Genomic DNA, 12,091 nt, shown 5'->3' on the forward strand with positions numbered 1-12,091 from the left:
GTCAAGCCCTCCCGACAGCGGGCGGTCTTATAGGCCCCCCACCGGGGGCGTCCTCAGGCGAAGCCACGTCAAAGCGCATTCAAAGCGCCTCCGCTAGACTCCGGCTTTCCATCCATGAAGGTGCGTTCATGCCAAGCCGCATTCGTCTTTCCCTTCTTTCCGTGGCCACTGCGCTGGTCCTTGCCGGCTGCGGCGCAGGCACTGAGTCGGCACCGGTCGCCGCCACGCCGGCAGCGCCTGCACCCGCCGCGGCACCTGCCCCCACCGCAGCCGCAGAGCAGCCCACTACCGCACCGGCCCCCAGCGCGGAAAGCGTGTTGACCGCGATCAGCGATATCGACGGCGGTGGCGCATTGAGTTACGACGTGGAAAACGGAAGCAAGATCCATTATTGGCATGGCCTGGAATTCCAGGCCGATGGCAAGCGCTACTACACCGGCTTTGCCTGGTTCACCCCCACTCGGTACGGCGCCGACCGCCAGAGTGGCCGCATCGATCCCGCCGCCAAGGTGACCCTCGCCCATGCCACCTACGTGGCTGATGGCAACAACGCCTGGACGCTGCAGGGCAGCGAGCCGTACATCGGTGAGTTCGGCCAGGCCGAGCAGGGCAACGCGATCGACACGGCACGCAAGCCGCAGACCTTCACCACTGCATCCGGGCGCGTGTTGCTGGCACTGCCCACCCGTGCGGGCACCAGCGATGCCGCCAGCCCCGCGTTCGAGATGCTGGTGTTCAACCCGCACGAACTGCAGGGCACCAAGGAGCGCAAGTGGACTTACCTCGGCACCGTCCCGGCCGCCGCAGCAGCGCCGTTGGAGCTGGTGCCGGTCGACGGCTCGGACCTGCCGGCCCTGCGCGTGAAGACGGCGGGGGGTGACAACGCGACCGAGTACCGTTACGATCCCGGCCATAACACCTACCGGCCGATCTCCCGGTAGCGGACCCAAGGATGTGGTCCGGATCGGCCAATACGTGGCAGCGCTTGCGCTGCCGCGTGGCACGCATGGAGATCGCGATGCATACGGACACTACCCGGGTCGGTCCGCGGAAGACATTTCTTCACTCCGCACTCACCCTTTTCGATCGTCTGGCCCTCCCCGGCCAGCACCGCCCAGCGAACGTCAATCATGACGGCGCCGTTTTGTCGTTTCCGTTGTCCTGCGCGCCCATCGTGCGCGGACCGGCCGTGGCAGGCAGGCACGACGCGGGGCGCTTCTTTTCCTCATCGGCCGCGGCCGATTTTCCCTGAGACGACACCATGCATACCGCCCTTGAACAGCCGGCTGTGATTTCCGTTGCGCGTTCCACCCGCGCCCTTCCCGCGCGCCACGCCCTGTGGCTGGGCGTTTGCCTGGTGGCCGGCCTGACCGCCTGCAAGGCGCAGGCGCCCGCAGGCGAACCGTCGACCGCGCCCGCGGCGGCGGCGGCCACCGCACCGGCTACTGCCGCCGCGGCCACGCCCACCGCCGCCGCACCGGTCGCGCTCAGCGCCGAGCAGCTGCAGGCCGTGGTCGATGGGATGCTGCGCAAGGCGTACGGCGAAAAGGCCTTCAACGCCGCCACCGGCTGCTGGTCGCACAGCTTCGAAGGCGCCAACGACACGCTGGACTACTGCATGAAGCCGGACACGCCCAAGGTCGTGGCCGCCGCCTCCGGTACCCAGGTGTACTTCCAGACCTACAGCGATCCCAACGCGGACACCTACTCGCTGGTGGATCCGGGGCTGCGCGGCGCGTTCGCCGCCACCGTCACCGCCGATGGCAAGTGGACGCCGCTGGCCGCCACCGCGGCCATCGACCAGGGCCAGGCCGGCGACTGCGGCTGCCGCGACGCGCAGCTGGTGCAGGTCGGCCCGGATCGGCATGGCTGGCTGGGCACCGCCGGCGGTACCTGGCAGGGCGTGACCGTCACCCAGTACACGTTGCTGGTGCCGGTCGCCGGTGTGTTCCGCGATGTCTCGCGCATCGCGCAGAGCAGCGAAGACTCGCCGAGCGAAGTCGTGCAGATCCAGATCGACCCGACCGGCACGCCGGTCGATGGTTTCTATCCCATCAAGGCGACCCGCCAGGGGGATGGTGCAGCGGCGGCGACGTCGGTGATTGCCTTCGACCCCAAGCAGCAGGTCTACCCCGGGGCGCCGTAACGCCTCATTTCGATGTTCAGCTGAATCACTAAAAGGAAACTTACTATGTCAAATCGGGACGAACGCTGGGCAGCGCACCGGCAGGAACTGGAAGCGGCGGCCAAGACGGCCGGGATCGACGTGGACGTGATGGTGAAGATCGCCGGCTTCGAGTCGGGCTTCAATCCGAATGCGCGGCCGATCTCCACCTCCAAGCCGGAGCTCAACACGGTCACGCAGTACGACGGCACCAAGGCCATTTCCTCGGCGCATGGCTACGGCCAGTTCCTCAATGGCACCTGGCACGACATGGTGCAGAAGTACGGCGAGAAGTACGGCGTGGCCAATGCCGCCGACATGACCAAGGAGCAGACCAACTCGCCCAAGCTGCGCGAGAACACCAAGCTGCAGGCGGGCATGCTGGCCGAGTTCACCCGCGAGAACATCGAGCGCGCCTCGCAGTACGGCGGCAAGGACGTGGACGCCAATGTCTACGCCATGCACAACCTGGGCTCGACCGATGCGGTCAGCTTCCTGTCCAAGCTGCGCGACAACCCCAATGCGCGCGTGGACAGCGTGCTGAGCAGCAAAGTGATCTCCGGCAACCCGGCGCTGTACGGCGATGGCAGCATCTCGCTGCAGAGCGCCTACGCCAAGATGGGCGACCACATGGATCGCTACCAGGGGTATGCCGACGAGGCCACGCGCGGCCTGCCGAGCGGCACGCTCAGCCACACCGCCGCTGCGCCGTCGCGCGCCGCGCGTGATCCGATGGCCGACGGCATGCTCTCGCCGAACGAACGCGGTGCACCGGTCGAGCAGCTGCAGCAGCAGCTCAACGCGCTCGGCTACACCGACCGCAACGGCAAGGCGCTGGGCACCGACGGGTCCTACGGCGACAACACCCGCCACGCAGTGGAGAACTTCCAGCGCGACCACGGCCTGACCGTGGACGGCGTGGCCGGTCGTGACACCCTGCAGGCGCTGCGTTCGCAGGCGCCCGGCCATGCGCAGGCCGCTCCGGCGCAGGCACCGGCGGCAGCCGCCGTGGCTGCAGGCGCTGCTGCCGTGGCGGGCACCGCCGCTGTTGCGGCCACCGCTGCACCGGCCAAGGCTGCGGCCGAGCCCGTCGCGCCCGCGCAGCCGGCCGCACCGGCCACCGGTGGTGAAGGCATCGAGCTCAACCGTGCCTACGAACTGACCAAGCAGTTCGACCACGTCAAGTACGGTTTCGGCGACAAGAAGCCCGAGTCCGGTGCAGTGGACTGCTCCGGCTGGGTGGTGCGCCTGGCCAACCAGAGCATGGCCGAGATCAACGAAAAGGCCGGTCGCGATGTGTTCACCAAGGCCGACCAGTTCAGCCCGGGCTTCGACCATGCGGCCGGGATCATCCAGAAGGCGTCCGAGCGTTCGGGCACCCTGATGTCCGGCAAGGAGATCACCGCCAACTCGCTGCGCGAGGGCATGATCATCGGCGAGGACAACGGCGCCAAGGGCTGGGACCGGGGCCGCTTCAACGGCATCGACCACATCACCATGGTGGTGCGTGATCCCACCGACGGCCAGCTCAAGGTGAGCCAGTCGCGCAGTGGCGAAGGCGTGGAGATGATCCCGCTGCAGGGCTACCTGGACCGCAAGCACGCGCGCGGCGTGGAGCTGTTCGCCACCGATCCGCTGGCCAATGGCCGCGACCTGATCAAGGACGGCGGCGGCCGCGCCACTGCGGGCGAACGCGCGCCTGCGGCGAACGCTGCACCGGGCAAGGCCGAGTCGACCGCGCAGTCGCACCCGACCCTGCGCGAAGACAGCCGCGGCAGCAGCGTGCATGCCCTGCAGGAATCGCTCAACAAGCTCGGCTACACCGACCGCAACGGCAAGCCGCTGGACGTGGACAGCAAGTTCGGCGCGCACACCGAAGAAGCGGTCAAGGCGTTCCAGCGCGACAAGGGCCTGAGCGCCGATGGCGTGGTGGGTCCCAAGACCCATGCCGCGCTGGACCAGGCACGTGAGCAGACCAAGGCGCCGCAGGCCGAGAAGGAAGGCAACAGCGTCCTCTCTTCGTTGTTCAATGCCGCGCGCGAAGGCAACGCCGACGGCATGCGCAACGCGCTGGCCGGGCTGGCCGAGACCCCGGCGGGTCGCGCCTTCACTGAAATGCGCGACAACCTGCAGCAGCAGTTGAACGCACGCCAGGCCGAACCGGCGGCGCAGGCGCCGGCTGCACAGAGCCAGCCGCCCGCCGAGCGCTGAGGCCACCGCAACACGCGTAGGGGCGCCATCGCCGAGGACCAGGATGTCCTCGGCGGTGGCTTTTTGCATTCAGGGGCGTGCGCGCCGCATTGATCGCGCTGCTGCTGGCAGGGCGCTCACCTGTGCACCACTCTGGGTCATGACGCCGCGTTCGGTGCCATGCCCGCGCACTGGCGCACCTGCGCTTCTTCCTCGCTGCCCTGGAAGCTGTCCGGGTAACGAATCTTGCTGCCGCCATTGCCGTCATTGAAGATGTACCAGCCCATGTCACCAGCCCCCGGGGTCTGCGGTCGGAAGATCTGGTACAGCCAAGGCGCAGTGCGGCGCATGCGGTAGTCGCCGCCCAGGGCATCCAACGCACACGCCGACACCCGGTCGGCGTGCACGCCGCTGTCGAACCCCACGCGCGTGATCGGCGGCGGCGGGGGTGTGCGGGGGCTCGTGGCGCAGCCGGCCACCATCAGGATGGCCAGGGCCGGAATCCGTACTCGCATGCTCGTGTCCTTTTGAGATGCCGTGTTGGCGGATGAAGTTTACCCACGTCCAATCGCGGTCGCCGAGGCTGACCGCGGAGATCCGCTAGGGGGCGGCGTCCGCCCCAAGCTTGGTGGACGGCGACAGTGTCGGCGCCACGATGGCGAAGTCGTAGCCGCGGATGAGCTCGCGCCATTCGGGGGTGAGGGCGTCCATATCCTTGCTGCGCAAACGGCGCAGATCCACCAGGATCCAGTCGCCCGGTGCCGTGTCCGCGGGACGCGCCGACATCACATCCTTGCGCCAGTCGCTGCCCTTGCCCGTGGTCGCGTCGAAGTCGTACACCTTCATCGGGCGACTGACCCCGTTGTATCCAGCCTCCACGCCTTTCGCGCCGACCACGATCATGTTCACGGCCTGCACGCCCTCGCCGTCGGCATGTTCAGCGACAAAGTTACCCACGTCGCGCTGGCCGAGGGGGTTGTAGCCCTTGTAGAGGTGATAGGCACCGAACTTCATCAGCACGCGCGCCTGCGGCGCCTCGGCGAGATGGGCCGCCAGCGTCCGCTTCATCAGCCGCGCCCGGCGTCCGTTCGGATCGCCACGGCCAGACTGCGAGGCCTGGTAGATGGCGCGTGTTTCGCGCAAGGCCGCAAACAGCGCTTTTGCCCGCTCGCCACCGTCCTTGTCGATGGCCGTCCCCGCCGCGTCCAGCGTCGCATCGGTGGCCGTCAACAGGAACAGGTCCATGGGCGAACCGGAGGCGAGCGCGGCCTGCACGGCCGTCCTTTCCTGTCTGGCCAACGCCTCGATCTGGGCGCGGGCGAGCGGCCCTGGATTGGCGGCCAGCATCTGTTCGAACAGATAGCCACTGACGCCCAGGAACTCCTGATCCAGTCCCCACAACCTGAAGTCAGGCCCGGCGACGGCGGCGCAATCGGCCGCCGTCTGGCCTTCGGCGCGGCTGTTGAGGAACGCCATGACGTCCGGATGAGTGGTGAGGAAGTCCGCAATCTGCTGTTCCCGGTCCGGCGCTCTCAGCCGTGCATTGACCGCCACCGCGGCCTCCGGCCCGGTCTCCACGGCCATGGCGGTCAGGCCGCCGGGCGCCATCAAGCGACAGACGTTGGTGGTGAAGGCCGGGATCTCCCGCGAGAAATGGCTCTCGCCGATGAGCACGTACCGGCTGGCGTTGACCGCGTCCGCCAGGATGGCAGCGCCCGGACCCGAGAAGCCCTCCGGCCGGACGGTCAGCGACGACCGCGCTTGCGCCAGGCGATCCGCGAAGGCGAGCGGCGCAGCGTTTTCTGCATGGGCGGACACCGCGCACATGGTGGTGAGCGACAGTGCCGCCGCAATCGACTTCAGACTCATATCGCTTATCCCCGTTGGATGAATCGGCTTTGCGGATATCGCTGGAAAACGCGGGTAGATCGCGGTCACGGTCGCCTTCGCTGCCGCGCCCCCATTCAATGGGGCAAGGACGCGAGGAGGACGGACGGCGGGCCAGTGTAGAGCAGGCGCTCGCGGCTTTTCCACAGGCGTTGATGCATTCCCGGCGAGGTCGAACGACGCTGGACGGTCCGGTGTCTGGGCATGGGCTTACGCGCTTCTGTCCCTCATCCGGCAGGGCGAATCATGCAGCCGCGGTCCAGTGCATGGACGGGCGTGATACAGGTACGGGTCTGGATCGGCGCTCCTGCGCCAATGATGTTGCGCTCGCCTTTCCAGCGTGATGCCTGCTTCCGACCAGGAACGGACAGTGGCGATGCCTTGAGCGGCGCCAGCTTGTATTGCCCACTGCATGCGCGGGATCAGGACGGTACCGCGTCGAGGTGTAGGGCAGGACTTCCCTCATGAGCGCTTCAAGAAAACACGTGTTTTCCCGTTTCAAAAATACGCTGCTTGTTCTTCTCACTCCCTCGTCGAAATCCTTTCGAACCTCCCTCAAAAACGAGTGGAGGAATCAGGCTCCGATCGCAATTGGCGCCGTCGTTCGACATGCGTCGGCAACCCTGGAACGAGGACACGGACTAAACAGCCAGCGCCGGCTGGAGGCAGGTCAGTCCTCGAATGTTTCCTGTAGATCGTCAGCTTCAGACTGGCGCAGGAAGCGTGAGATGACGCGACTGACATGTACGGTTTGCGGGGGCCCAACGCCGACGCAAGACCACGTCGAAACCCGGCGTCGCGCTCAAGATCCGTGTTCGGAAGTCGCCTCGTCGGTGCAGGAGTCGGTACGCGCATGGGCGCGGCTATATCTCACCCCGTAGTTCCCTGAACCGACGCTTCATTCATGTACCGGTCAGTTCAATATTCAGGAGCGATTGGGACGGCAAATGAATAATTAACACCTGTCGACCGCCCCTCTCTCCCCTCCCCCGGGGGGCGGCCGACGAAACCAAAATAATTAAAGGTGTGTCCCGATATGAAGACTTCTTTGCTTGCCCTGGGTCTGCTCGCTGCACTGCCGTTCGCTGCTTCGGCAACCGACGGTCTGTCGTACAACTATGTTGAAGGCGGCTACGTGAACACCGATGCCAAGGGTGGCGACGCGGATGGTTGGGCCGTGAAGGGCTCGGTCGCGGTGGCGCCGAACTTCCATGTCTTCGGTGACTACAACGCGCAGGAAACCAAGCGCGGCAGCAATGATGTGGACCAGTGGAAGGTGGGTGTGGGCTACAACTACGGCATCGCCCCGACCACCGACCTGGTCGCCCGCGTGGCTTACCAGAAGTTCGATCCGAAGCGCGGCCTGGACTTCAACGGTTACTCGACCGAAGTCGGCGTGCGCAGCGCGTTCACCCCGAACTTCGAAGGCTACGTGATGGCCGGTTACGAGGACTACAGCAAGAAGCACGGCATCAACCCGGACGGCGAGTTCTACGGCCGCGTCGGCGCCCAGGCCAAGCTCAACCAGAACTGGGGTCTGGCCGGCGAAGTGAAGCTGGCCAAGGGTGGCGACAAGGAATACTTCGTCGGCCCGCGCTTCACCTGGTAAGACCGCCACACCGCGGTACGTTGTTGGATGGCGCGTGACCTCTCTCCCGCGCGTCATGAAGCCCGGCCTGGCCGGGCTTCACTTATGCAAGGCCGGCGCGTCTTCCACGCGCATGGCCGCCGACCACCGGTCGGCACCCCTGGTTGCTACCTCGTCGGTAAGCCACGAACACACCCGGCCTCGTGCCGGGTGTGTTCGTTTCCGGGGCCGTGTTTGGGGCAGTGTTTGCGGCTACAAAAAACCCCGGCGATGGCCGGGGTTTTTCGTGGATCACTTGAACAGCGTGTCCGGGTATTCCGGTTTCTGTTCGCGTGCCAACAACGCACGCAGGCCTTCTTCCGGCGTCTGCTCGCCGTGCAGCACGGCGCGGACCCGATCGGAGATTGGCAGGTCGATGCCGTGGCGACGCGCCTGGCGCATGACTTCGTCGGCGGTCTGCACCGACTCCACCACCTGGCCGATTTCACGCACCGCGTCCTGCAGGGTCTGGCCACGCCCCAGCGCCAGGCCGAGGCGACGGTTGCGCGACAGGTCGCCGGTGCAGGTGAGCACCAGGTCGCCAAGCCCGGCCAGGCCCATGAGGGTTTCCGGCTTGGCCCCGATCGCCGCGGCCAGCCGCAGCATCTCGTTGAGGCCACGGGTGATCAGGCCGGCACGCGCGTTGAGGCCGAGCTGCATGCCATCGGCAACGCCGGTGGCCACGGCCAGCACGTTCTTCATCGCACCGCCGAGTTCGGCGCCGACCATGTCATCGCCGGTGTAGGCGCGGAAGGCCGGGCCATGCATCGCATCGGCCACCTGCTGGGCGAACTCCGGCGCATCACCGTGGACGGTGATGGCGGTGGGCAGGCCCTGGGTGACTTCCTTGGCGAACGACGGACCGGTCACCACCGCCAGCGGGACGTCCGGTCCGAGGACCTCGCGCGCCACTTCGTGCAGGAACCGCCCCGAACCGGGCTCGAAGCCCTTGGTCGCCCAGGCCACGCCGGCATCGGCCGGACGCAGCGGCGCCAGCGCGCGCACGGTTTCACCGAAGGCGTGCGACGGCACCACCACCAGGATCCAGGTGGCGTCGCGGACCGCGGCGGCCAGGTCGGTGGTGGCGCGCAGCGTGTCCGGCAAGGGAATGCCGGGCAGGTAACGGGTGTTCTCGTGGCGCTGGTCGATGGCCTCGACCATGGCCGCGTCACGCCCCCACAGCACGGTCGAATGACCGTGCCGGGCAAGCAGACTGGCCAGCGCCGTGCCCCAGGAACCGGCGCCGAGGACCGCGATCTTTTCTGCGTGGGTGCTCATCGAAACGAACGCAGCGCCGATCAGGCGTTGCCGGCCGGCTCGGAGTCGGCCAGCGAGGTTTCACCCTGCTCCTGGCGCTGACGCAGGGTTTCGGCGTACAGGCCTTCGAAGTTGATCGGCTGCAGGAAGAACGGCGGGAAGCCGCCGGCCTGGATCAGCTCGCTGACCAGCGAACGCACGTACGGGAACAGGATGTTCGGGCACTGGGTGCCGAGCAGCACGTCGATCGACTGCGGGTCCAGGCCGACCAGGCCGAACACGCCGGCCTGCTGCACTTCGGCAACGTAGGCGGTCTTCTCGCCGGCCTTGCAGGTCAGGGTGACGGCCAGCACGACTTCAAAGGCGTTCTCGCCCAGGCGCTGCACGCGCTGGTTGAGGTTGAGCTGCAGTTCCGGCTGGACGGCGTCGTTGAACACGGCCGGCGCGTTGGGCGACTCGAAGGAAACGTCCTTGACGTAGATCTTCTCGACGGTGAACGCGGGGCCGGTGACGGCGTCGGCCGGCGCGACGGCGCCGTTGGTGTTCTCTTCGGACATTTCCTGTAGCTCCAGAAATTAAGTGCAATAAGGCGGATTGTTACATGCCCTGCGATGGGGGCGTGTGGCGCCGCGCACAAGGCGTGCGGCGCGATCCAGGTCAAATCAGTTGCGGCCCTTGACCAGCGGCAGCTCGGCCTGCTGCCAGGCGGGAATGCCGCCGTCGAGCACGTGGACCTGCTCGAACCCGGCCTTCTTCAACGCCTTGGCGGCGGTTTCGGACGCATTGCCGGTACGGCATACCAGCACCACCGGGCTCTGCTTGGCGTTGGCCACCAGCTTGTGCTCCGGGCCGAACGCGGTCGGCTGCACGTTGCGGCTGCCGGCGATATGGCCCTTTTCGAAATCGCTGCTGGAGGACAGGTCCACCACGATCGCGCCACCGGCATTCATGAGGTGGGTCAGTTCGGCCGGCTTGAGCGACTTGAAGCCGCGGAACAGACGGCGGACTTCGGTGACGATGATGGCCACGGTCAGGCCGACCAGGGCCATCGACAACATCGGGTTTCGGCCGGCAAAGGCCAGCAACTCTTCGTAATTCACTCAGATCACGGGTCGATAAGCGGGGGCCGATTGTCGCACATGCGGGCGAATCGGCGTCCAGCCCCGGCCGGCGCCCGGATTCAGGATTCCGGCCACAGGTCCGGCAGGCCGCTGGCCTGCCACCAGCGCTTGCCCTCGGCGTCCCAGCGCCACACTTCCCGCACCAGCACCAGGCGCTCGGCCTGGGTGTTGACGTTGATCACCCCGATCTCGACCCGGCGCTCCACGCTGCCGTCGGGCATGGCACCGGTGCTGCGCTCGCGGTAGGAGGAAACCCGGATCTGGCTGTAACGGCGCAGCTCCAGCTCGGTCAGCGGGTGCGCCTTGCGGTAGTCCGGGTCCAGGTAGCCGATGGCATCCTCGGCACTGCCCCAGCGGATGGTGGCGCCGTAGGCGTTCTGGGCTTCCTCGAGCAGGTTGCGCTGCTTGCGGCTCAGCCCGGCGGCAAGCGCCGCCACGCTGGCCAGCATCAAGGTGGTCAGCAGCAGGATCTGAAGCGTACGGCGCATGCGAATTCCCCCATCGGCAAGGCGCCCATCCTACCGCCTTGGGAAGGCAACGAAACGGCCGGTCAGTTCCGCGGCGGGCTTGCCGTCGGTGCCCGGCTGGCGGGCGAGCACGCCGATGCGGGCCTTGCCGCGCTGGGCGAACGTGGCCAGGAAGCCTTCCCAGTCGGCCTCATCGGCGGCCTGGGCCTGGGCGTGCAGGTCCGCGTAGACCGGGGCGAGGTAGCGCACGTGGCTGTCGGCCACGTAGACATCGGCATCGAATCCGGCCAGGCGCAGGCGCAAGGTCACCAGCGCCCAGCCGGACAGGGTCAGCGCCGAGGCCAGGCTGCCGCCGAACGCATTGCCCTTGTCGTTGACATTGGCCGCCAGCGGCGCGCGCAGGTCCAGCATGCCATCGGCATAGGAGACGACCTGGATCTGCATCGCCGCCACCGGCGGCATCCGGTCCAGGACGTGCTGCAGTTCGGCCAGTTGGGCGGGCAGGGAAAGAGGAGTGGACATCGACACGACAACACAACGGCAAAGGGCTCGCATAATGCCCGCAATGAACAGTGATGCACATGTGCCGGAGTGGACCCTGATTTCACTGCGCCCGCGCGGCCAGCACGCGCCGTTGCGGCGCGCCGCGCAGGCCGCCGGTGCGCGCGTGCTGGCGTTGTCGCCGTGGGCACTACAGGTGCGCGCCGATGCGGCCACCCGCGCGCAGCTGAGCCGTGCGCTGGCCGCGCAGCGGGTGGTGTTCAGCAGCCCGGCGGCGGTCCACGCGGCCGCGCGCCTGCAGCCGCTGGCGGGCGCCCATCCGGGCATCTGGCTGGCGGTGGGCGCCGGTACCGCCGCAGCGCTGCGCATGCACGGGGCCGAGGAGGTACAGGCCCCCGCACGGATGGACAGCGAAGGCCTGCTGGCCCTGCCGGCACTGGCCGACCTGCGCGGCCTGGAGGCCGGGCTGGTCACCGCCCCGGGCGGGCGCGGGATCATCGCGACCACGCTGGTCGAGCGCGGCGCGCACCTGCATCGCGCCGACGTATACCAGCGCGTGCCGCTGGCACTGCCGGCGCGCACCCTGCAACGGCTGCGGCACAGCGCGCCGCCGTGGGTGCTGGCCCTGAGCAGTGGCGAGGCGTTGGCGCTGCTGCTGGCCGCGTTGCCGCAGGACCTGCAGGCGCCGCTGCGGGAGGCGGTGGTGGTGGCCGCCAGCGCACGCCTGGCCGAGCAGGCCCGGGCCGCCGGCTTCGCACGGGTACGGCTGGCCGAGGGGCCCTTACCACGCCAGCTGGCGCAGGCCGCACACGCTGCGATCATCACTACCGCAACTTCCTGAACAGGCGACGCAGTCGGCCTTGCAGGCCGCGCGGGC

General features: G+C 67.7%; 12 protein-coding genes. 5 read left to right on the forward strand and 7 right to left on the reverse strand.

The features are described 5' to 3' along the window. The first annotated feature begins 317 nt into the window (after positions 1-317). From M2421_RS11895 to M2421_RS11905, 3 genes are all read left to right on the forward strand, one after another. A complete protein-coding gene (locus M2421_RS11895) occupies positions 318-941 on the forward strand; it encodes a hypothetical protein (RefSeq protein ID WP_259206858.1) in 624 nt (207 codons plus the stop codon). A gap of 320 nt (positions 942-1,261) precedes the next feature. Continuing rightward, positions 1,262-2,146, forward strand: coding sequence for a hypothetical protein (locus M2421_RS11900; protein ID WP_259206859.1), 885 nt, complete (start codon positions 1,262-1,264; stop codon positions 2,144-2,146). 45 nt (positions 2,147-2,191) lie between these two features. Then, positions 2,192-4,375: a peptidoglycan-binding protein gene (locus M2421_RS11905; protein ID WP_259206860.1), complete on the forward strand. Its 2,184-nt coding sequence runs from the start codon at positions 2,192-2,194 to the stop codon at positions 4,373-4,375. A 137-nt stretch (positions 4,376-4,512) separates the two neighbouring features. Here M2421_RS11905 and M2421_RS11910 read toward each other — a convergent pair whose 3' ends face one another. Continuing rightward, positions 4,513-4,869: a hypothetical protein gene (locus tag M2421_RS11910; protein WP_259206861.1), complete on the reverse strand. Its 357-nt coding sequence runs from the start codon at positions 4,867-4,869 to the stop codon at positions 4,513-4,515. Between the two features lie 85 nt (positions 4,870-4,954). After that, the gene (locus M2421_RS11915; protein ID WP_259206862.1) at positions 4,955-6,223 is read right to left on the reverse strand and encodes a hypothetical protein; all 1,269 of its coding nucleotides are present in this window, start codon (positions 6,221-6,223) and stop codon (positions 4,955-4,957) included. A 1,054-nt stretch (positions 6,224-7,277) separates the two neighbouring features. Here M2421_RS11915 and M2421_RS11920 point away from each other — a divergent pair. Next, on the forward strand, positions 7,278-7,850 hold the full coding sequence (locus M2421_RS11920) for an Ax21 family protein (RefSeq protein ID WP_259206863.1): 573 nt from the start codon (positions 7,278-7,280) through the stop codon (positions 7,848-7,850). 270 nt (positions 7,851-8,120) lie between these two features. On the opposite strand, the gene M2421_RS11925 is transcribed toward M2421_RS11920, so the two are convergent. The 5 genes from M2421_RS11925 to M2421_RS11945 form a co-directional block, all read right to left on the reverse strand. Further along, positions 8,121-9,146, reverse strand: coding sequence for an NAD(P)H-dependent glycerol-3-phosphate dehydrogenase (locus M2421_RS11925; RefSeq protein WP_259206864.1), 1,026 nt, complete (start codon positions 9,144-9,146; stop codon positions 8,121-8,123). Positions 9,147-9,166: 20 nt separating this feature from the next. Next, positions 9,167-9,682: a protein-export chaperone SecB gene (secB, locus tag M2421_RS11930; protein ID WP_259206865.1), complete on the reverse strand. Its 516-nt coding sequence runs from the start codon at positions 9,680-9,682 to the stop codon at positions 9,167-9,169. A 105-nt stretch (positions 9,683-9,787) separates the two neighbouring features. Next, on the reverse strand, positions 9,788-10,225 hold the full coding sequence (locus M2421_RS11935; protein WP_259206866.1) for a rhodanese-like domain-containing protein: 438 nt from the start codon (positions 10,223-10,225) through the stop codon (positions 9,788-9,790). A gap of 80 nt (positions 10,226-10,305) precedes the next feature. After that, positions 10,306-10,734 (reverse strand): hypothetical protein, encoded by a 429-nt coding sequence (locus M2421_RS11940; protein ID WP_259206867.1) that lies wholly within the window; start codon positions 10,732-10,734, stop codon positions 10,306-10,308. 30 nt (positions 10,735-10,764) lie between these two features. Then, a complete protein-coding gene (locus M2421_RS11945) occupies positions 10,765-11,235 on the reverse strand; it encodes a YiiD C-terminal domain-containing protein (protein ID WP_259206869.1) in 471 nt (156 codons plus the stop codon). A gap of 43 nt (positions 11,236-11,278) precedes the next feature. Here M2421_RS11945 and M2421_RS11950 point away from each other — a divergent pair, with 43 nt between their 5' ends. Beyond that, positions 11,279-12,055, forward strand: coding sequence for a uroporphyrinogen-III synthase (locus M2421_RS11950; protein ID WP_259206870.1), 777 nt, complete (start codon positions 11,279-11,281; stop codon positions 12,053-12,055). The last annotated feature ends 36 nt before the right edge of the window (positions 12,056-12,091 follow it).

This window comes from Stenotrophomonas sp. BIGb0135, from assembly GCF_024810105.1.
Taxonomy (GTDB): domain Bacteria; phylum Pseudomonadota; class Gammaproteobacteria; order Xanthomonadales; family Xanthomonadaceae; genus Stenotrophomonas; species Stenotrophomonas maltophilia_AB.